18 protein-coding genes are annotated in these 20,242 nt (G+C 60.8%); all 18 read left to right on the top strand.

The window, feature by feature from the left end:
- Nucleotides 1-227 precede the first annotated feature (227 nt).
- Nucleotides 228-2,978, top strand: coding sequence for a pyruvate, phosphate dikinase (gene ppdK, locus I2H81_RS06370; protein WP_138374167.1), 2,751 nt, complete (start codon nt 228-230; stop codon nt 2,976-2,978).
- Nucleotides 2,979-3,187: 209 nt separating this feature from the next.
- On the top strand, nt 3,188-3,529 hold the full coding sequence (gene rplS, locus I2H81_RS06365; protein WP_006236098.1) for a 50S ribosomal protein L19: 342 nt from the start codon (nt 3,188-3,190) through the stop codon (nt 3,527-3,529).
- Nucleotides 3,530-3,622: 93 nt separating this feature from the next.
- Nucleotides 3,623-4,411: a ribonuclease HII gene (locus I2H81_RS06360; protein ID WP_138374168.1), complete on the top strand. Its 789-nt coding sequence runs from the start codon at nt 3,623-3,625 to the stop codon at nt 4,409-4,411.
- Between the two features lie 188 nt (nt 4,412-4,599).
- Nucleotides 4,600-5,085, top strand: coding sequence for a YraN family protein (locus tag I2H81_RS06355; protein WP_055285132.1), 486 nt, complete (start codon nt 4,600-4,602; stop codon nt 5,083-5,085).
- Nucleotides 5,085-6,608 (top strand): YifB family Mg chelatase-like AAA ATPase, encoded by a 1,524-nt coding sequence (locus I2H81_RS06350; protein WP_138374169.1) that lies wholly within the window; start codon nt 5,085-5,087, stop codon nt 6,606-6,608. Before I2H81_RS06355 ends, I2H81_RS06350 begins: the two co-directional genes overlap by 1 nt.
- Complete coding sequence (locus tag I2H81_RS06345) at nt 6,605-7,540, top strand: DNA-processing protein DprA (protein WP_138374170.1); 936 nt, start codon at nt 6,605-6,607, stop codon at nt 7,538-7,540. The genes I2H81_RS06350 and I2H81_RS06345 overlap by 4 nt, the downstream gene beginning before the upstream one ends.
- Nucleotides 7,541-7,554: 14 nt before the next feature.
- Nucleotides 7,555-8,892, top strand: a complete 1,338-nt coding sequence (gene trmFO, locus I2H81_RS06340; RefSeq protein ID WP_195239256.1) for a methylenetetrahydrofolate--tRNA-(uracil(54)-C(5))-methyltransferase (FADH(2)-oxidizing) TrmFO — start codon at nt 7,555-7,557, stop codon at nt 8,890-8,892.
- Nucleotides 8,889-9,809: a tyrosine recombinase gene (locus I2H81_RS06335; RefSeq protein WP_195644988.1), complete on the top strand. Its 921-nt coding sequence runs from the start codon at nt 8,889-8,891 to the stop codon at nt 9,807-9,809. The genes trmFO and I2H81_RS06335 overlap by 4 nt, the downstream gene beginning before the upstream one ends.
- A gap of 219 nt (nt 9,810-10,028) precedes the next feature.
- A complete protein-coding gene (rpsB, locus tag I2H81_RS06330; protein WP_006236109.1) occupies nt 10,029-10,757 on the top strand; it encodes a 30S ribosomal protein S2 in 729 nt (242 codons plus the stop codon).
- Between the two features lie 45 nt (nt 10,758-10,802).
- Nucleotides 10,803-11,672 (top strand): translation elongation factor Ts, encoded by an 870-nt coding sequence (tsf, locus tag I2H81_RS06325; RefSeq protein WP_022094736.1) that lies wholly within the window; start codon nt 10,803-10,805, stop codon nt 11,670-11,672.
- A gap of 118 nt (nt 11,673-11,790) precedes the next feature.
- Nucleotides 11,791-12,513, top strand: coding sequence for a UMP kinase (pyrH, locus tag I2H81_RS06320; RefSeq protein WP_040359955.1), 723 nt, complete (start codon nt 11,791-11,793; stop codon nt 12,511-12,513).
- A 2-nt stretch (nt 12,514-12,515) separates the two neighbouring features.
- Entirely contained in the window at nt 12,516-13,052 is a 537-nt protein-coding gene (frr, locus tag I2H81_RS06315) for a ribosome recycling factor (RefSeq protein WP_006236112.1), read from the top strand.
- 1 nt (nt 13,053) lies between these two features.
- Entirely contained in the window at nt 13,054-13,848 is a 795-nt protein-coding gene (locus I2H81_RS06310; RefSeq protein ID WP_055309876.1) for an isoprenyl transferase, read from the top strand.
- A 2-nt stretch (nt 13,849-13,850) separates the two neighbouring features.
- Nucleotides 13,851-14,750: a phosphatidate cytidylyltransferase gene (locus tag I2H81_RS06305; protein ID WP_271736527.1), complete on the top strand. Its 900-nt coding sequence runs from the start codon at nt 13,851-13,853 to the stop codon at nt 14,748-14,750.
- On the top strand, nt 14,750-15,937 hold the full coding sequence (gene dxr / locus I2H81_RS06300; RefSeq protein WP_195644954.1) for a 1-deoxy-D-xylulose-5-phosphate reductoisomerase: 1,188 nt from the start codon (nt 14,750-14,752) through the stop codon (nt 15,935-15,937). Before I2H81_RS06305 ends, dxr begins: the two co-directional genes overlap by 1 nt.
- Before the next feature lie 25 nt (nt 15,938-15,962).
- The gene (locus tag I2H81_RS06295; protein ID WP_195644953.1) at nt 15,963-17,324 is read left to right on the top strand and encodes a M50 family metallopeptidase; all 1,362 of its coding nucleotides are present in this window, start codon (nt 15,963-15,965) and stop codon (nt 17,322-17,324) included.
- A 13-nt stretch (nt 17,325-17,337) separates the two neighbouring features.
- Nucleotides 17,338-18,420 (top strand): flavodoxin-dependent (E)-4-hydroxy-3-methylbut-2-enyl-diphosphate synthase, encoded by a 1,083-nt coding sequence (ispG, locus tag I2H81_RS06290; RefSeq protein ID WP_195644952.1) that lies wholly within the window; start codon nt 17,338-17,340, stop codon nt 18,418-18,420.
- Nucleotides 18,421-20,142, top strand: a complete 1,722-nt coding sequence (locus I2H81_RS06285) for a proline--tRNA ligase (protein ID WP_229108103.1) — start codon at nt 18,421-18,423, stop codon at nt 20,140-20,142. It abuts the gene before it with no gap.
- Nucleotides 20,143-20,242 lie beyond the last annotated feature (100 nt).

Here is a 20,242-nt window from a genome sequence, read left to right as displayed (position 1 = left end):
GATTTAGCAAAAACATCGCACTTGACCTGCTTTTTTATTGCAGTGGTATCTTCATAAGGTAACCACCTTTACCTACCGTTTACCGCCAGTTTTAGCACGTTTACCAAACCGCGCACCCTCTGCTCAAGCCTGCCCAAAACCCGCCGTATAGTTCCCTCACGGCCCGCATTCGGCGGGTCGATTCGTTACCACGGTCGTGCGCGAGAGCGCATGGAAGGGGAAGTGTCGTGAGCGATTGCAAGAGGGTTTACCGTTTTGGAACCGACGCCCAGGGCACCTGTGTCACCGAGGGCGACAAGTCCATGAACTTCGCGCTTGGCGGCAAAGGTGCTAACCTTGCCGAGATGAGCCGTATCGGCCTGCCGGTTCCCGGTGGCTTTACTATTACCTGCCAGACTTGCGTCGAGTACTCCGGTGCCGGCAACGTGTGGCCCGAGGGTGCACTCGATGAGATCGTTGCTGCCGAGGCGGACCTCGAGGCCCGCTGCGGCAAGAAGCTCGGCGACGCCTCCGATCCGCTGCTCGTGTCGGTTCGTTCGGGCGCTCCGTTCTCCATGCCCGGCATGATGGACACGGTCCTCAACTTAGGCCTCAACGACGACTCCGTTCAGGGGCTCATCGCCCAGACGCAAAATCCGCGTTTTGCTTGGGATAGCTACCGCCGCTTTATTCAGATGTTCTCCAACGTCGTTATGGGCGTTGACGCCGACCTGTTCGAGAACGCGCTGACCCAGGCACGCCTGGTCGCCGGCGTCCGCGTCGACTCCGAGCTTTCGGCCGAGGATCTGCAGGAGCTCGTCGAGACCTTTAAGGGCATCTTCTCCGAGAACGTCGATGCCTCCCTGTATCCCGAGCTCGAGGTCGCTGACGGCAAGCCCGTTTTCCCGCACGACCCGGAGCTTCAGCTACGCCTTGCAATTCAGGCCGTCTTTGGCAGCTGGATGAACGAGCGTGCCTGCATCTACCGCAAGCAGCATGGCATTTCCGACGAACTCGGCACCGCCGTCAACGTACAGGCCATGGCCTTTGGCAACAAGGGCGAGACATCTGCGACCGGCGTTGCCTTCACGCGCAATCCGGCCGACGGCACCAAGGAGTTCTACGGTGATTTTTTGGTTAATGCCCAAGGCGAGGACGTCGTCGCCGGTATCCGCAACACCGAGCCCATCGCCGACCTCAAGGCCACCCCGGGCCTCGAGTCCGCAGGCAAGGAGCTCGAGCGCGTCTTCCTGACGCTCGAGGATCACTATCGCGACATGTGCGACATTGAGTTCACCATCGAGCAGGGCAAGCTCTGGATGCTCCAGACCCGCGTGGGCAAGCGAACTGCCACCGCCGCCCTGCGCATCGCCATCGAGATGGTCGAGGAGGGTCTGATCACCCGCGATGAGGCTGTGAGCCGCATCGATCCCGCGCAGCTCGACCAGCTCCTGCACCCACAGTTCGACGCCTCCAAGAAGTACGAGGCTCTCGCCAGCGGTCTTAATGCCAGCCCCGGTGCCGCCGTGGGCGAGGTCATGTTCTCGAGCGACGACGCCGTCGCGCGCGCCAACGAGGGCCACAAGGTCATTCTGGTTCGTTGGGAGACCAACCCCGACGACCTGAAGGGCATGGTCGCCGCCGAGGGCATTCTGACCAGCCACGGTGGCAAGACGAGCCATGCCGCCGTTATCGCCCGCGGCATGGGTACGCCCTGCGTCTGCGGCGTTGAGCGCTTCCATATCGACGCCGCCGAGAAGGTCGTGCGCATCGAGGGCAGCGACCGCGTGCTGCATGAGGGCGATGTCATCTCCATCGACGGCACCCAGGGTATCGTCGTCGACGGCGCCGTTGATCTGGTTTCGGCCGAGCTCACCGGCGACCTGGACACCATCCTGTCCTGGGCCGACGAGATTCGCCTGGACGAGACCGGCGGCCACGCCAACCATGTGCGCGTCAACGCCGACAACCCCGAGGATGCCGCGCTCGCGCTCGAGTTTGGCGCCGAGGCCATCGGCCTGTGCCGCACCGAGCACATGTTCCTGGGCGACCGCAAGAACATCATCCAGAGCTTCATCCTCTCCGATGATGAGGCCGTGAAGCAGCAGGCCCTGGCGGACCTGCTTAAGGTTCAGACCGAGGACTTCCTGGCGATGTTCAAGACCATGTCCGGTCGCGACGTAGTTGTTCGCCTGCTCGATCCGCCGCTTCATGAGTTCCTGGATAATCCTCGCGAGCTCGAGGTCGCCATCACCAAGAAGGAAGCCGCTGGCGCCAGCGAGGAAGAGCTTGCCGTCCTGCGTGCCCGCCTGCGCCGTATCGATGGCATGGTCGAGTCGAACCCCATGCTCGGCCTGCGCGGCGTGCGCCTGTCCGTTGTCTTTAGCGATCTGCCACTCATGCAGGTTCGCGCCGTCGCCACGGCTGCCGCTCGCCTCATCAAGGAGGGCGTCGATCCGCGTCCCGAGATCATGGTTCCGCTCGTCTCCATCACGGCGGAGCATGTCCAGACCCGCGAGGTCATCGAGCGCGTGATCGCCGAGGTTTCCGTCGAGGAGGGCGTCGAGCTCAATATTCCCGTGGGCACGATGCTCGAGCTGCCGCGTGCCTGCATGGTTGCCGACGAGATCGCCCATCATGCTGACTTCTTCTGCTTTGGCACCAATGACCTCACCCAGACGACCTTCGGTTTCTCTCGTGACGATGCCGAGGCCAAGTTCATCCCGCTGTACATGCACAAGAAGATCTTGAAGGACAACCCCTTCGAGACCATCGACTCGGCGGTGCTGGAGCTCGTGCGCATGGCCGTCGAGAAGGGTCGCGCCACCAACCCCGACATGCACTTTGGCGTGTGCGGCGAGCACGGCGGCGACCCCAAATCCATTAAGGGCCTGTTCAACGTGGCCGATGTGGACTACGTGTCCTGCTCGCCCTATCGCGTGCCCCTCGCGCGCCTGGCGGCCGCTCAGGCCAAGCTCGAGGCGAAGCGCTCCGCCTAACGTTTTGGGTTTAGACGCCTAGCGTAGCCCCCTTCATGCCGCCCGTCTCATTCGCGAGGCGGGCGGTTATCATGTGCGGGTTTTGTCTTTTTGTCTGCGTAAAAAATTGTTCTTGCAGCAGAAACCCGCGCGTGTATACTCGAATACGTTTGTTCAACTACGTGCCGGCCAAGGTGGTACGGCACCTCTAGAAGAGTAAGGAATTGCACATGGATTACATCCGCGCAATCGAGCGTCAGCAGATCCGCGAGGACATTCCTCAGGTTCGCGTCGCCGACAACGTCAAGGTTCACTACCGCATTAAGGAAGGCGACCGCGAGCGCATCCAGGTCTTCCAGGGCGACGTCATCCGCATGGCCGGCGCCGGTGCCCGCGAGACCTTCACTGTCCGCAAGATGTCCTTCGGTGTCGGTGTTGAGCGTACCTTCCCGCTTCACAGCCCCAAGATCGCCAAGCTCGAGGTCGTTCGTCATGGTCGCGTCCGTCGCGCCAAACTGTACTACCTCCGCGACAAGGTGGGCAAGGCTGCTCGCATCCCCGAGAAGCGCTAAGAAGATCGCAGCGTCTGTCCACTCGTTTGGACGTAAGGGTCACCTTCGGGTGGCCCTTCTTTTTATCTGATTTGCATGCAAGGAGGGCCTGGTATGGCCAATATGACGAGCTCGGTTTCGGCATCGCAGGTTGCCGGCGAGCTGGCGAGTGCCACGTTCGAGGAGATTCCCGCCCTCGTGGAGCATTATCGCGAGGATCCGCGCCAGCAGGTGATCAAGGCTTGCGAGCGTGCCCTTAAGCGCCATGCCAAGGAGCTTGCCGAGCGCGAGCGCGTCAACGGCATGTACGAGCTTATGCATGAGCTCGGCGGTGATGGCGTGGTCGTGGGCGTCGACGAGGTGGGCCGTGGCTCGGTAGCGGGGCCCTTGACCGTGTGTGCCGTGTGCCTTCCGATGGAGCCGCGCATCTGGGGCATCAACGATTCCAAAAAGCTCACGCCGGCGCGCCGCGAGCTGCTCTCGGTTAAGATTGCCGAGGTGGCGACTGCTATCGGCTTTTGCCATATCGCTCCTGCAGATATCGATGAGATGGGTATGGCCCGCGCCATCCGCGCTGCCGTTGCGGGTGCGGTGGCCGATACGGGACTTGAACCCGACTGCGTCCTCATGGATGGCAACCCCTTGGGCGCCGTTCCCAATGAGCGCGACGTGGTGAAGGGCGATGCCAAGATCGCCTGTATCGCCGCGGCATCCATCATGGCAAAGGTCACGCGTGACGAGATGATGGTCGAGTACGACGCCGAGTACCCCGAGTACCATCTGGCCGAATCGAAGGGCTATGCGAGCCCCGAGCACATCGAGGCCATTCGAAAACATGGACTTTGTCCACTGCATCGTGTGAGCTTTTGCGGAAACTTTCTGCAGACTGAGCGCCTTTTCTAGGTCAATTGTGGAGACAGGGACCTCTAGGGTTTTATAAACCTGCTGGTAGCGGGCCGTATGCAACAGCATTGCTGCGTACGGCCCTTTTTTGACGGCATTTGGTCAGCTTTTGGTTTGCTTCCTGTACTTACCCGCATGAAAGGTGCCCTCATCATCGGGGCAATGCAGTGTGCGGGAAAGGAGACCCCATGAGTGCCGCAAGCAAAAAGAGCAAGACGCAGCAGCTCAAGGAGCGTTGGGAAAACGGCGAGCTCGACTGCGGGGCGATGACGCCCGAGTTTATCAAGGGACTCAGTCCCCGTGAGCTGGGCATGCTGGGCGAGCTGATCACCATCGACTACTTTAACGAGCGCGGCTACACCTTGCTGGAGCAGGGTTATCGTTGCACCGAGGGCGAGGCCGATCTGGTGCTGCTCGATGAGCTTGACGATGTCGTGGTGATGGCCGAGGTCAAGACCAGGCGCGTCGCCCTGGATTGCACCACGCGGGTCTTTCCCGAGGAGGCCGTGGATGCCCAAAAGCAGCGTCGGTATCGCCGTATCGCAAGTTGCTATCTCATGGAGCACTATCCGCTCAAGGCGATCCGCTTCGATGCAGTGGGTGTCACCATTCGCGGCGGGCATATCGCCGAGATCGAGCATCAGTACAACGCGTTCGATTGGCAGGTGTCGTGATGGCGTTCGAGACGTTTGCCGTTCACGCGGCCTGCATCCGCGGCGTCGAGGCGATTCACGTCACGGTCGAGGTCTCGCTTGCCGGCGGCGTTCCGGGCATTCAGATGCTCGGCATCCCGAGTATGGAGGTGATGGAGTCACGCGGTCGTATTCGCTGCGCGATGCGCTCCGCCGGGTTCGAGATCCCGCGCTCGGGCATTACCGTTAACCTGGCACCCGGCGATATCCGCAAGACCGGTAGCGGCTTTGACCTGCCCATCGCCATCGCGGTTCTAGCGGCCGATGAGCAGATTCCCCGTGACAACCTCGATCGCTGCCTTATCGCAGGTGAGCTTGGTCTGGACGGTACGGTGCTTCCCGTCAAGGGCGAGGTGGCGTTTCAGCTATTGGCTCGCGACATGGGGCTGTCTTTTATCGCCGGCAGGTCCGACCAGCATGTGCCACTCGCGGGCGTAGATTGCGGCTTTATCGACCATCTGTCTCAGCTTGCTCACGGCATGGGCGATGCCGCACGGCACTACTTGGATTCCGAGGGCGTCGAGGCGACCTTTGAGCCCGAGCTCGACTATGCAGACGTGCTGGGGCAGGAAGTCGCTAAACGCGGCATGGCGCTTGCGGCGGCAGGAGAACTCGGCTTGCTCATGATCGGGTCTCCGGGATCGGGCAAGACGATGCTCGCACGCCGTATGACCGGCATCCTGCCCGAGCTTTCCGTTGAGGATCAGCAGGAGGCACTGTGCATCCATTCGGTTTTGGGTGAGAACATTGATGGCTTGTTGGCGGGGCACCGCCCCTTCCGCAGTCCCCACCACAGTATTTCGACCGCAGGCCTTATCGGCGGCGGGCGCCCGGTGCACCCGGGTGAGATCAGCCTTGCTCATGGCGGCGTGCTCTTTTTGGACGAGCTTGCCGAGTTTCCCACTGGCGTGCTGCAGACGCTGCGTCAGCCCATCGAGCGCGGCTACGTGAGGATCGTACGCGTCGACGGGGCTTTTACCTTCCCGTCGCGCTTTCAGCTGCTGGCTGCGAGCAATCCCTGCCCCTGCGGCTTTTTGGGCGATCGCGAGGTACCGTGTCGCTGCTCGGCGGCGATGGTCGAGCGCTATCGGTCTAAACTGCGCGGTCCCTTGGCCGACCGTATCGACATGATGATCGATGTGACCCGTCCCGACCCTCAAGTGATTATCGAGGGTGCGGAGGGTATGTCGTCGGCCGAGTTACGTGACTACGTTGTGCGCGGTCGTGCCTTTCGCGCCTGGCGCGAGTTCCGTATGGACGATGCGGATGCCGAGGCCGAGGATGACGAGACGCGGTCTATTGACGGCGTCGTTTCGACCTTCGAGCTCGATGATGCTGCCGAGAAATGCGTACTTGGCCTATCCAAACGCACGCATCTCACGGGCCGCGGCATCGTACGCCTGGTGCGTATCGCGCGTACAATCGCTGACGTCGCCGAGAGCGAGCAAGTGACGCAGGACCACGTGCTCGAGGCGGCGATGTACCAGGGAAGGAGGGACCAATGATAGCTGAGGGGACCTTCGAGCTGCATCCAGGTGATGCGTTGTATCCCGAGAGCGTTTTGGAGCTATCTGATGTACCCCAGACGCTCTATGTGCGCGGCAACCCCGAGGTGCTTTCGACGCCCGCGCTCTCCATCATCGGTGCGCGAAAGGCCTCGCCGTATGGTCTTGCCGTGGCAGAGCTTGCGGCGAAGGTGGCGGTTGAGGCGGGAGTGACGGTAGTTTCGGGCGGTGCGGTCGGTTGTGACCAGGCCTCGGGTTGGGCTGCGGTCAACGCCGGCGGCAAACACGTCGTGGTGCTGGGGACGGGCGCCGACGTGGTCTACCCGCGTTCGAGCGCGGGGCTTATTACGCGCACGCTCGATACGGGCGGCGCGGTCGTGTCGATCTCTCCGTGGGGCATGGGTCCGCGCAAGTTTGCCTTTCCGCGTCGCAATCGCGTGATCGCGGCCCTGTCGCAAGCCCTCTTTGTATCCGAGGCGGGTATGCCTTCCGGGACGTTTTCTACAGCCGAGGCTACTATGGATTTGGGGCGCGAACTTCTTGCCGTGCCGGGGTCGATCCTATCGCCCGAGTCGCGTGGCACGAATTACCTCATTGCGAACGGTGCCTGCTGCATTGTCGACGAGGAGTCCATCGAGATGGCTATCTCTCGCATATACGGCACCCTGCGCTACTCGCGCCCCGATGCTCCCGGCATTGCCGACCTGAATCCAACACAGCAGACCGTGATGCATGCGCTCATCGCCTCTCCGCTCAAGGTCGACGACATCGCGGCGCTCGTCTCACTCGATGCTGTCGGCGTACTCAAACTCTTGGGTTCGCTTGAACTCGAGGGCCTTATCGAGCGCATGATGGATGGAAGGTATGCGCCCTCCAAGTTTGCCCTTCACGCCCAGACGCCCTTCGGTCACAATGGAAAACGTGTCAATTAGAAAGGTGTTTGCAGATGCAGTTCGATCAGGTGACGGTTATCGGTGGCGGTCTGGCGGGTTCGGAATGCGCGATCCAGCTGGCAGACCGCGGGTTTGCCGTAAAGCTGTGCGAGATGCGCCCCCAGGTGAGCTCCCCGGCTCACCATACCGATCACCTGGCAGAGCTCGTCTGCTCCAATTCGTTTAAGTCGACCCGTCCGGATTCCGCGGCTGGTTTGCTGAAGGCCGAGCTTGAGCGCATGGGTTCAGTCCTGCTCGACTGCGCCCATCGCGCTGCTGTTCCCGCTGGTGGCGCCCTGGCGGTCGACCGTGTTACATTCTCCGAGCTCGTCGAGGCTGAGGTTGCCGCCCGCCCCAATATCGAGGTCGTTCACGGCGAGGTCACCCAGATCCCCGAGGGCCACGTGGTCATTGCCGCGGGCCCGCTGTGTTCACCGGCGCTGAGCGAAGAGGTCATGAAGCTCGTCGGTGGCGACGCCCTTGCGTTCTTCGATGCCGCGGCGCCGATCGTCGATGCCTCCACGCTCGATATGGACGTGCTGTTTTCGCAGTCGCGCTACGAGGAGCAGGGGAGCGGCGACTATCTCAACGCTCCGCTCAACAAGGAGGAGTACGAGGCCTTTATCGAGGCGCTCACCACGGCCGACCGCGTGGTGCTCAAGGACTTTGAGGGCGGCGATCTGTTCCAGGCCTGCCAGCCTGCCGAGGAGGTTGCGCGCACCGGCAAGGACGCCATTCGCTTTGGCGCCATGAAGCCCGTCGGCCTCACCGACCCGCGTACCGGACGTCGCCCTTGGGCGGCGATTCAGCTGCGTGCCGAGAACAAGGAGAAGACCGCCTATAACCTGGTGGGCTTCCAGACCAACCTGACCTTTGGCGAGCAGAAGCGCGTCTTCCATATGGTGCCGGGCCTGGAGAACGCTGAGTTCTTCCGCTACGGTGTCATGCACCGCAATACCTTTGTCGACGCCCCGCACGTGCTCGATGGCACCTTTGCCGTGCCCGGTACCGGCGTGCGCCTGGCCGGTCAGATCACCGGCACCGAGGGGTACATGGAAGCCGTGGCGACCGGTCTGCTCGCGGCGCTCAACACCTATGCAGAGGCTATCGGCGCCGATTCCGTCGAGTTGCCCCGCGTGGGCGCCCTGGGTGCGCTCGTGGGCTATGCGACCGATCCTGCCACCGTGGGCTATCAGCCCATGCATGTCAACTTTGGCCTGGTGCCGCCGCTCGAGGACGGTAAGCGCCGCAGCAAGCGCGACCGCTATCAGGCCTATGCGGACCGTGCGCTCGAGGCCCTCGATGCCTACTTGGCCACGCGTTCCGACTTGTTTGGAGGCGACCGGTCATAGCCTTTGACCTGTACGACACCGTCGACTCTTTTATCGCCTATATCGCACGCGTTGAGGGGCTTTCTCCCAACACGGTGACGGCCTATGGCTCGAGACTGGAGCGCTTTGCTGCCTGGTGCGAGCGCGAGGATATTGATGCTTTCGCTGCCGACGTGCGCACCATTCGTCGCTATCTTGCTGAGCTTTCGCGTGAGCAGGTGGCTCCCCGAACGCTTGCGGCGCACCTGTCGGCTATCCGATCTCTCTATCGCTGGATGGCTGCCGAGGGGATTGTCGAGGGCGATGCGGTCTCGGCGATCGCGTCGCCCAAGCTGCCGCGTGACCTGCCGGGCGTCCTTACGACCCAGCAGGTCGAGGCGCTGCTCAAGACGCCTGATACCTCAACACCCGCGGGACTGCGCGATGCGGCGATGCTCGAGTTGCTCTATGCCTCGGGTGCCCGCATCTCAGAGCTTGCGGCGCTCAATGTGGAATCCATCTCATGGTCCGAGCGCACGCTGCGCCTGTGGGGCAAGGGGAGCAAGGAGCGTATCGTCCCTCTGTATCGTCGTGCGCTCGATGTGACGCGTCTCTATATTGAAGAGGGGAGGCCGGAGTTGCTCGCTCGGGCAAAGCGCCGCGACCTCGCTACCGGGCCGCATCCGCTGCTTATATCGGCGCGCGGCAATCGCATGAGCTCCGCGATGCTCCGGCGGCGGTTCCATACGCTGGCGACGCTCGCCGGCATTCCGGCTGACATCGCCCCGCATGCGATGCGCCATACCTTTGCGACCGACTTGCTCGAGGGCGGTGCGGACCTGCGCTCGGTTCAAGAGCTGCTAGGTCATGCGAGCCTGTCCACGACGCAGATCTACACGCATCTCACACCCGATCGGCTTAAACGTGCCGTGGCTCAAGCCCATCCCCGCGGCGAATAGTGGCTGGGACGTCCCGCGCCGCACTCAGGTGTGTGGTTTTGATTGCGGGTTGGCAGGAAGAGGCATTCCTGCTATCATTCATCGGGTTGCTTCACGGCAACATGTTTTTATCACGCACGCGCGGCTACTTCATACCGTGGTGCCCGGGCTTTGGTAGCACATGTCCGGGTTGGTTTTGGAGGATGACCCCGCGCGGAGGCAAACCACAGGAGGTTTAACATGGCTACCAAGATTAATATCCGCACCCTGCTCGAGGCCGGCTGCCACTTCGGTCACCAGACCCGTCGCTGGAACCCCAAGATGAAGCCGTTCATCTTCGGTGAGCGCAACGGCATCTACATCCTCGACCTCAAGCAGACCATCCTCGACGCCGACCAGGCCTACACCTTCGTCAAGAACGTCGCCAAGGGTGGCAACGTGCTGTTCGTCGGCACCAAGAAGCAGGCTCAGGAGGCCGTCAAGAATGCTGCTGAGCGCGCCAACATGCCTTACATCAACCAGCGTTGGCTCGGCGGTATGCTGACCAACTTCGTCACCATCCGCTCCCGCATCAACCGCATGGAGGAGCTCGAGGCCATGGTCGAGGACGGCCGCATGGCTGTTCTGCCTAAGAAGGAGCAGGCTGTTCTCGGCAAGGAGCTCACCAAGCTCCAGACCAACCTCGGTGGCGCCCGCGACATGAAGGGTCTGCCCCAGGCTCTCTTCGTCATCGACACCAAGCGCGAGGAGAACGCCATCAAGGAGGCTCAGCGCCTGAACATCCCCGTCGTCGCCCTGATCGACACCAACTCCGATCCCGACGAGGTCGAGTACGGCATCCCCTGCAACGATGACGCTATCTCCGCTGTCACCCTTATGTGCGAGCTCATGGCTGACGCCTGCCTCGCTGGCTCTGGTAAGGAGCAGGTCTCCGAGGCCGAGATGGCCGCTGAGCCCAAGGCCGAGTAAATCAGTCTTAGTTAATTCTTTTTCATCTCTTTGAAAGGAACCACAATGGCCCAGATTACCGCCGCTATGGTCAAGCAGCTCCGCGAGATGACCGACTCCCCGATGATGGAGTGCAAGAAGGCTCTCGTCGAGGCTGACGGCGACATGGACGCCGCTGTCGACGTTCTGCGTAAGAACGGCCTTGCCAAGGCTGCCAAGAAGGCTGGCCGTGAGACCAACGAGGGCGCTGTCGCCGCGTTCGTCTCCGAGGATGGCAAGACCGGCGCTCTGCTCGAGCTCTCCTGCGAGACCGACTTCGTTGGCTCTAACGCCAAGTTCACCGGCTTTGCTTCCAAGGTCGCTGAGGTTGTCGCTACCACCGAGCCTGCTGACGTCGACGCTCTGCTCGAGAAGCCGATGGGCGAGGAGACCGTTTCCTCCGAGCTCACCGAGATGATTCACATCATGGGCGAGAACATGAAGATCTCCCGCTTCGCTGCCCGCAAGGCTGAGAACGGCGCGCTCGCTTCTTACATCCACATGGGTGGTAAGATCGGCGTCCTCGTCGAGTTCGCCTTCGAGAAGGCTGAGACCGCTCAGGCTGAATCCTTCAAGACCTTCGCTCACGACGTTGCCCTTCAGGTTGCCGCCGTCGCCCCGATCTGCGCTACCCGCGATCAGGTTCCGGCCGAGACCGTCGAGCACGAGAAGCAGATCTACATGGCTCAGGCTGCCGAGTCCGGTAAGCCCGAGGCTATCCAGGAGAAGATGGCTGTCGGCCGTCTGGAGAAGTTCTACAAGCAGTCCGTGCTCACCGAGCAGGAGTTCATCAAGGACAGCTCCCTCACCATCAAGAAGTACGCTGAGCAGGTCTCCAAGGAGCTCGGCGACACCATTACCGTCGTTGCCTTTGACCGTCTGGTCCGTGGCGAGTAAATAAGCTCTTGTAGCTGGTAATGAGCAGGCTGTGGGTTTTACTCACAGCCTGCTTTTTCATGGCTCTTCTTAGAGCCTTTGATAGAATGTTGAGAGTTCAATCTAAAGGAGGATCGCTTTGTCCGACATCCGATATAAACGCGTACTTCTTAAGCTTTCCGGCGAAGCGCTGATGGGCGACGGCCAATATGGCATCGACCCCAAGGTTACCGACCATCTTGCTAAGCAGGTCAAGGAGCTGCTCGCCGTTGGCCATGAGGTCGGCGTCGTTGTCGGCGGCGGCAATATTTTCCGCGGCATGGCAGGCGCTGCCGGTGGCATGGAGCGTGCTCAGGCCGACTACATGGGCATGCTGGCAACCGTTATGAACGCGCTCGCCCTGCAGGATGCCTTCGAGCATAACGATGTTCCCTGCCGCGTGATGAGCGCTATCCAGATGAACGAGATCTGCGAGCCCTATATTCGCCGTCGCGCCATCAACCACCTTTCCAAGGGCAACGTCGTTATTTTTGCCGCCGGTTCGGGCAATCCGTACTTTACGACCGACACCGCCGCGGCTCTTCGTGCGTGCGAGATCGGCGCCGAGATTCTGATTAAAGCCACCAAGGTTGACGGCATCTACGATAAGGATCCCGTCAAGTGCGCTGATGCCGTCCGTTTTGACAAGATTACCTATCACGAGGTTCTCGTCCGCGGTCTGCAGGTTATGGATTCCACCGCTACGGCACTGTGCCAGGATAACCGTATGCCGATTTTGGTCCTCAACATCGATGGCGAGGACACCGTCAAGCGCGCGCTCGCGGGTGAGCCCGTCGGCACGCTCGTCTATCAGGAGGATTAAGCATGGCAGAGAACATCACCGCCCATATGGACAAGTCGCTCGAGTCCCTCAAGCATAACTTCTCCAAGGTCCGTACCGGCCGCGCCAATGCCAACATTCTGTCCGACATCACCGTCGATTATTACGGTGTTCCCACGCCGGTCACGCAGGTTGCCGCCGTCAAGACCCCCGAGGCCCACATGCTGCTCATCGAGCCGTGGGACAAGGCACTCATCAACGCTATCGTCAAGGCCATCGGCGCTTCCGATCTGGGTATTACCCCCAACTCCGATGGCACCGTCGTTCGTCTGCCGTTCCCGGCTCCCACCGAGGAGCGCCGTCGCGAGCTCGTCAAGGAGTGCCGCGAGTACGCCGAGCAGGCCAAGGTGTCTATCCGTAACATCCGTCGCGACTTCAACAACAAGCTTGAGCGCGATGAGGAGCTCACCGAGGACGATGTCCGTCGCGAGCAGGCCAAGGTCCAGAAGCACACCGATGAGTATGTCGCCAAGGTCGAGGAGCTTCTGAAGGAAAAAGAAGCCGAGGTCATGGAGATCTAAGGTGCAATACGACGAGCATAAACTGGTCGAGTACTTTGCCGACGCCCCTGCGGGCGTCGGTTTTTCCGACCTTGACCTCAATAACATTCCGCACCATATCTCGTGCATCATGGACGGCAATGGTCGTTGGGCCACATCGCGCGGTCTTGCACGCACCGAGGGCCACAAGGCGGGTATCGTCTCCCTTCGTGAGATTATTACCGCCTGCGTGCGTCTGGGCGTCGACGTGCTTTCGGCCTATGCGTTTTCTACCGAAAACTGGAACCGCCCGCAGCATGAGGTCAACGTCTTGATGCACCTGTTTGCCAAGACGTTTATCGACGAGCTGCCGCTTCTGAAGCGCGAAAACGTGCGCGTTGTCTTTTTGGGTGACATTTCCGCGCTGCCCAAGAAGACCCGCGACGTTTTTGAACGCGGTCTTGCCGAGTGCGCCAATCACACCGGCATGACGCTGGCGCTTGCCGTCAACTACGGCGCGCGTGCCGAGATTACCCGCGCTGTCCGTCAGATCGCACTCGACGCTGCCGCCGGTAAGATCGATCCTGGCGCAATTGATGACGACATGGTGGCTTCCCACCTCTATACCGCCGGCCTTCCCGATCCTGAGCTTGTGATTCGCACTTCTGGTGAGCTGCGCCTTTCGAACTATCTGCTGTGGCAGGTGGCTTATTCCGAATTCTACGTCACCGATACCTATTGGCCCGACTTTGATCGTTGGGGCCTTGTCGACGCCATTTTGGCCTATCAGGGCCGTGACCGTAGGTTTGGTGGACTGAGCAAGACCGAGGAGGCTTAATCGTGTCCGATCGTCCCAAGGCATCTGCTCCCAAGACGCCTGCGCGCAAAGCTGCCACTGCGGGAACGCCTGCAGTGAAGAGCGGCACCGGTTCGTGGCTGGCGGGCTTTATTACCCGTGCCGCCGCCGGTATCGTCTACGCCGTTGTCTTTATCCTGTGCCTGGTTTTGGGTATCGTGCCCACGGCCATCTTTGTTTCCGTCATGAGCGGTCTGTGCTGCTATGAGTTTTTCCGTATGACAAGGCTCGATGGCAAGATGGCTAACGAGCGCATGGGTATCGCTGCCGCCGTGCTCTTTCCGCTGTCGGCGTTGGGCGATTCGATGCTGCTGAATGCCCTGCTTTTTGCCCTGATGCTCGCTGTGGGCATTTGGTATGTCTGGTCGCCGCGTACCCGTATATCCGATGTTGCCGTGACACTCATGGGTCCCATCTACACCGGTTTTATGCTGTCGGCTATCGTGCTGCTGCGCGATGCCGTGCCCGGTTTTGCCGGCGCCCTGCTTTCGGTGGGTGTTTGCGCGTCTCTCTGGGTCTCCGATTCGTTTGCCTATATCGTGGGTAGCCGTATCGGCAAACACAAGATGGTTCCCAAGATCTCTCCCAAAAAGAGCTGGGAGGGGTTTGTTGGCGGCATCCTGGGCTCGGTTTTGATTTGGCTCATCCTGTGGGCGACGCATTTCTTCAAGCTCAGCCTGCCCTATGCGCTGCTGTGCGGCGTGGTCGTGTCCATTCTGGGCGTTATCGGCGACCTTATCGAGTCGCGCATCAAGCGCGGTGTGGGCGTCAAAGATTCCGGCAACCTTATCCCGGGCCACGGCGGCATGCTCGATCGTAGCGATTCGCTTATCTTCGGCTGCATCACCGCGCAGCTGATGCTGATGATCGGAGGCGTGCTGTAATGTCATTCCAGACGACGTATGGCCCCGATGGACGCCTCCGTGTTGCCATCCTGGGTTGTACGGGCTCCATCGGCACCCAGGCGCTCGATGTGTGCCGCCAGCATGCCGATCGCCTGCAGGTGACGGCGCTGTCCGTTAACTCCAGTACCTCCGAGCTTGTTGCCGCTGCCCGCGAGTTCTCGGTTTCGGCGGTTGCCGTGGCCGATGTCGCTCATGGCGATGACGCCGTGCTGCAGGAGTTGCCCGAGGGAACGAAGCTCGGCGTTGGCGCGCAGGCGGTTTGCGAGCTCGCGCGTCGCGACGATGTCGACTGCGTACTCGTCGCTATTGTGGGTGCCGCCGGTCTCGAGGCGAGCCATGCGGCCTTGACCTCGAATAAGCGTCTTGCCCTTGCCAACAAGGAGTCCCTCGTCGTCGGTGGCGACTTGCTTATGCCGTTGGCGCAACCGGGCCAGCTTATTCCAGTCGACTCTGAGCACTCCGCCATCTACCAGTGCTATCTGGGGGAGAACCCGCGCGAGGCTCATTGTATTTGGCTCACCTGCTCGGGCGGTCCGTTCTTTGGCCGCACGCGCGACGAGCTAAATCGCGTGACGCGTGCCGATGCCCTCGCACATCCCACGTGGGCCATGGGTGCTAAGATCACCATCGACTCCGCCACCCTCATGAATAAGGGCCTGGAGCGCATTGAGGCCATGCATCTGTTTAACTGCGACCTCGATTTCATTAACGTGGTCGTGCAGCGTCAGTCCAAGATTCACTCTATGGTCGAGTTTGCCGACGGCTCCGTGATGGCGCATCTCGGTGCTTCCGACATGCGTATTCCCATCCAGTTCGCGTTCTCGTATCCCGAGCGTTGGGATACCCCGGCGCCTCGTATCGATTTCCGCGAGCTGGGGCAGCTCACGTTTGATGCTGCCGACATGGATACCTTCCGCTGTCTGGCACTGGCCGAGCGTGCCGGCAAGACGGGTGGCACCATGCCGTGCGTGCTCAATGCCGCCAACGAGGTCGCCGTCGATGCCTTCCTGCACGATGGCTGCAGCTTTACCGATATCGATCGCATTGTGGAATCCTGCATGGATGCCCACGATATGCAGGCGGTCGATTCGTTTGAGCAGCTTCGCGACATCGATGCGTGGGCGCGTGAAAAGGCTGCGCAGGTACTCTCCGCAACCCGTTCCTAACCCATAAGGATTGCTTTTTCGTTTTATGGATACTGTTCTGAGCGTTCTCTCATCGGTCTTTTGGGGCCTGCTGATGCTTTCCGTCCTCGTGTTTTTGCACGAGGGCGGCCACTTTTTGGCGGCGCGTGCCTGCGGCGTCCGTGTGACCGAGTTCTTTTTGGGCCTGCCGTGCCGCTTTGACATCCATTACACGTCGCGTCGCATTGGAACCAAGTTTGGCGTGACCCCGCTGCTGCTGGGTGGCTACGCTGCCATCTGCGGTATGGATCCGACCGATGTCTCCTGCGCCGATCGCGTGCTCGCGGCTATCTACCGTCATGGTCGCGTGACCGTGGCCGACCTTGCTGTCGAGCTCGAGCTTTCCGAGGAGGATGTGCTCGAGGCTTGTGCTCTGTTGCTGGGCTGGGGCTCCATCGCTCCCTGGTATGAGGAAGGGGAGAAACCCTCGCCGAGCTACTATCCCACCAAGTATCAGACGCTGCCGCGAGACGCGGCGGGTTACACCACCTTTGACGGCCGCCGGTTCGATCGAGAGCATGCGACTGCCGAGGGCGATGTGTGGGAGCTGCCGTGCGGCGAGGCTGATTTCTTGGCGCAAGAGCGCTCGCACACTTATCTTGGCCAGGGCTTTCTCAAGCGCGCCTTTATGCTGCTCGCGGGCATTCTCGTCAATATCCTGACGGGTTTTTTGCTGCTTATGAGCATCTATTCCATTGCGGGCGTCACCGTGCCGATCGATACCAACGTGATCGGTCAGGTTGACGAGGGGTCTATTGCCGCCAAGGCGGGTATCGAGGCTGGTGATGCGATCCTTTCGGTTGACGGTGTATCGTGCTCCACATGGATGAACGTTTACGATGCCATCGGCAAGGCCGCCGGTAAGGACGATATCGCCATCGAGTACGAGCGTGACGGCAAGCAGCATTCGACCACGGTTGCGCTCAAAGAGGACGAGCGCCTAGGTGTGTATGCCTCTACGCAGGTAGTCCGTTTGGACCCCATCACCTCGGCGCGTCTGTCATTCTCCTATGTTGTGCAGACCGCGGAGGGCGTGATGCGCCTGCTCCAGCCGCAGCATACGATGGAGATTCTCGATCAGTCTTCTTCGATCGTGGGTATTAGCGTTATGTCCTCACAGGCTGCTGCTGCCGGTCCTGCCACATTCCTTTCGTTTGCCGCCCTCATTTCGTTCTCGCTTGGCTTTATGAACCTGCTGCCCATCCCACCACTCGATGGCGGCAAGCTGGTCATCGAGATCATTCAAAAGATTGTGGGCCGCGAGCTTCCGCTCAAGGTCCAGACGATTGTGAGCTATGTGGGCATCGCGCTCTTTGTGCTGCTGTTTGTCTATATGCTTCGTTCCGACATCCTTCGATTTATTCTGTAGGGGAGTGTTTGGATTGTCTTTATCCCATCCTTTGCCTCGCGATTTGACGCGCCCCGTGCATGTGGGCGGTGTGCAGATCGGTGGCGGTGCGCCGGTGGTGGTCCAATCCATGACCTGCACCGATACCGCTGATGCCAAGGCAACACTTGCGCAAGTGTGCGCGTTGGCGCAGGCTGGCTGCGATATCGTGCGCGTGAGCGTGCCTACCGAGGCCGCGCTTGAGGGTTTCCGCACCATCTGTGCCGAGTCTCCGGTGCCGATTGTCGCTGATATCCACTTTAACCATAAGCTCGCCATTGGTGCCGTCGAGGCTGGTGCCTCCAAACTGCGTATCAATCCCGGTAATATCGGCGATTGGGCTAAGGTCGATGCCGTCATCGACGCTGCCGGCGCTGCGGGCTGTGCGATTCGCATCGGCGTCAACGCCGGCTCGCTTGAGCAAGATATTGCCGAGTGCGACGACCTCACGCAGCCCGAAAAGCTCGTGATGTCGAGCGAGCGCTTCGTCAAGCACTTTGAGGATCGCGGCTTTACGAACATTGTGCTTTCGGCCAAGGCCCATAGCGTGCAAACGACGCTCGATACCTATCGAGCCCTGTCACGTGAGATTCCCCACGTTCCGCTTCACCTGGGCGTGACGGAGGCGGGGACCAAGCTTCAGGGCACCATCAAGAGCTCTGTAGGCTTGGGTATCTTGCTTTCCGAAGGCATCGGCGACACCATGCGTGTGTCGCTCACGGCCGATCCGGTTGAGGAGCCGCCGGTCGCCTGGGGAATTTTGCAGTCACTGGGCCTGCGTCGCCGTGGTCCCGAGATTGTCTCTTGCCCCACGTGCGCCCGCTGCCAGGTTAACCTGATTCCCATCGCCGAGGAAGTAACCGAGCGGCTTAAGAACTATGCCGCGCCGCTTTCGATTGCCGTCATGGGATGTGCCGTTAATGGCCCCGGTGAGGCTTCTGATGCCGACCTGGGCGTTGCTTGCGGACGTGGTCAGGCCTTGCTCTTTTCGCATGGCCAGATCATTGGTAAAGTAGCTGAGGACCAAATTGTCGACGCGCTTATGGCCGAGGTCGACAAGCTTATTGAGGAGAAGTAAATGACTCGAGCAATGTATATGTCTAAGCTCTATGCGCCGACGCTTAAAGAGGATCCGGCGGACGCTGAGCTCGCCAGCCACCGCCTGTTGCTCCGTGCCGGCATGATCCGCAAGGAGGCCGCCGGTCTGTATTCCTATCTGCCGCTTGCTTGGCGCTCGATTCGCAAGATTGAGAACATCGTGCGCGACGAGATGGACGCTGCCGGCGCCCAGGAGCTTATGATGCCCATCATGGTCGATGCCGAGTTGTGGCGTGAGTCCGGCCGTATCGACGCCTATGGCAAGGAGCTTGTGCGCTTTGACGACCGTCATGGTCGCGAGTTCGTCCTGGGCCCCACGCACGAGGAGACCGTCACGGCCCTAGTGCGCAATGAGCTGCGCTCCTATAAGCAGCTGCCCGTCAACCTGTACCACATTCAGGACAAGTTCCGCGACGAGTTCCGCCCTCGCTTTGGTCTGATGCGCGGTCGCGAGTTCATCATGAAGGACGCCTACAGCTTCTCCGCCACGCAGGAGAGTCTGCAGGAGGAGTACGACAAGATGAAGCAGGCCTACGCCAACATCTGCGAGCGCTGCTACATCAAGGCTCTGCCCGTTGTCGCCGACTCCGGCGAGATCGGTGGCGATACCTCCGTCGAGTACATGGCTTTGGCCGACGCCGGCGAGGCTTCGCTGGTCTACTGCGACGATTGCGGCTTTGCTGCCGATGACGAGGCGGCAAGCACCAAGGTCGTCGTGACCGAGGGCCCCGGCGACGGTACGCTCACCAAGGTCGAGACTCCGGGCATGGGCACCATCGAGGCCGTTGCCAAGTTCTTTGGCTTCCCCGAGAACGGTACGCGAAAGTCGCTGGCGTTGATCGATGCCGAGGGCAAGCCAGTCGTGGCCATTGTCCCGGGCGACCACGAGCTCAATGACTGCAAGGCCGAGCACGTCTTTGGCAAGGGCTATCGCATGATGACCGACGAGGAGCTCCAGACCTACGGTCTGCACAAGGGCTTTATCGGACCGGTTAACCTGCCCGAGGGCATTCGTCTGGTCTGCGACGAGAGCCTGCACGAGTCCAAGCAGTGGGCCTGTGGCGCCAACGAGGTCGACTACCACTTTACCGGTGCCTGCCCCGAGCGCGACTTTACCGTCGATGAGTGGGCAGATCTGGTCACCGTCGTTGCCGGCGATCCCTGCCCGCACTGCGGCAAGCCGCTCTCTGCTGCCCGCGGCATCGAGGTCTCCCAGGTGTTCCAGCTGGGCACCAAGTATTCCGAGGCTATGGGTGCCACCTTTATGGACGAGGACGGCAAGGAGAAGCCGCTTATCATGGGCTGCTACGGCGTGGGCGTGTCCCGCTCGCTCGCTGCCGTCGTGGAGCAGCACAACGACGAGCACGGTATCGTCTGGCCGGTCTCCGTCGCCCCGTACGAGGTCGCGGTGATTCCTCTCGATCCCAAGAAGGAGGAGTGCGCTGCTGTCTGTGAACAGATCGTCGACGGTCTGTGCGCCGAGGGTATCGAGGTCGTCGTCGACGATCGCGATGAGCGTCCCGGCTTTAAGTTTGCCGACAACGACCTTATGGGCTTCCCTTATCAGGTCGTGCTTGGCAAGCGTGGCCTCAAGAACGGTACCGTCGAGCTCAAGGACCGTGCCACGGGCGAGCGCGAGGACGTGGCGATTGACGAGGTCGTCGCCAAGGTTGCCGAGCTTGTTAAGGCGGCCCGCCGTTAATCGACGTTTCTGCTATTAGATGTAATTGCGTGACTGCTCCGTATCTCTCTTAGGAAGAGATGCGGAGCAGTCTATTTTGTTGCGTGAATAAACTCGATGG

The sequence above is a fragment of the Collinsella aerofaciens genome (genome assembly GCF_015561195.1).
In the GTDB taxonomy this organism is placed as follows: domain Bacteria; phylum Actinomycetota; class Coriobacteriia; order Coriobacteriales; family Coriobacteriaceae; genus Collinsella; species Collinsella aerofaciens_AC.
The sequence above is the reverse complement of the archived record's forward strand: the minus strand, read 5'-3'. Positions and strand labels throughout refer to the sequence as shown.

Coding starts and splice junctions, on each gene's coding strand:
- tsf (WP_022094736.1), top strand. CDS start 10,803: ATGGCCCAGATTACCGCCGCTATGGTCAAGCAGCTCCGCGAGATGACC.
- I2H81_RS06295 (WP_195644953.1), top strand. CDS start 15,963: ATGGATACTGTTCTGAGCGTTCTCTCATCGGTCTTTTGGGGCCTGCTG.
- I2H81_RS06285 (WP_229108103.1), top strand. CDS start 18,421: ATGACTCGAGCAATGTATATGTCTAAGCTCTATGCGCCGACGCTTAAA.
- I2H81_RS06355 (WP_055285132.1), top strand. CDS start 4,600: ATGAGTGCCGCAAGCAAAAAGAGCAAGACGCAGCAGCTCAAGGAGCGT.
- rpsB (WP_006236109.1), top strand. CDS start 10,029: ATGGCTACCAAGATTAATATCCGCACCCTGCTCGAGGCCGGCTGCCAC.
- rplS (WP_006236098.1), top strand. CDS start 3,188: ATGGATTACATCCGCGCAATCGAGCGTCAGCAGATCCGCGAGGACATT.
- I2H81_RS06345 (WP_138374170.1), top strand. CDS start 6,605: ATGATAGCTGAGGGGACCTTCGAGCTGCATCCAGGTGATGCGTTGTAT.
- I2H81_RS06360 (WP_138374168.1), top strand. CDS start 3,623: ATGGCCAATATGACGAGCTCGGTTTCGGCATCGCAGGTTGCCGGCGAG.
- I2H81_RS06350 (WP_138374169.1), top strand. CDS start 5,085: ATGGCGTTCGAGACGTTTGCCGTTCACGCGGCCTGCATCCGCGGCGTC.
- dxr (WP_195644954.1), top strand. CDS start 14,750: ATGTCATTCCAGACGACGTATGGCCCCGATGGACGCCTCCGTGTTGCC.
- trmFO (WP_195239256.1), top strand. CDS start 7,555: ATGCAGTTCGATCAGGTGACGGTTATCGGTGGCGGTCTGGCGGGTTCG.
- frr (WP_006236112.1), top strand. CDS start 12,516: ATGGCAGAGAACATCACCGCCCATATGGACAAGTCGCTCGAGTCCCTC.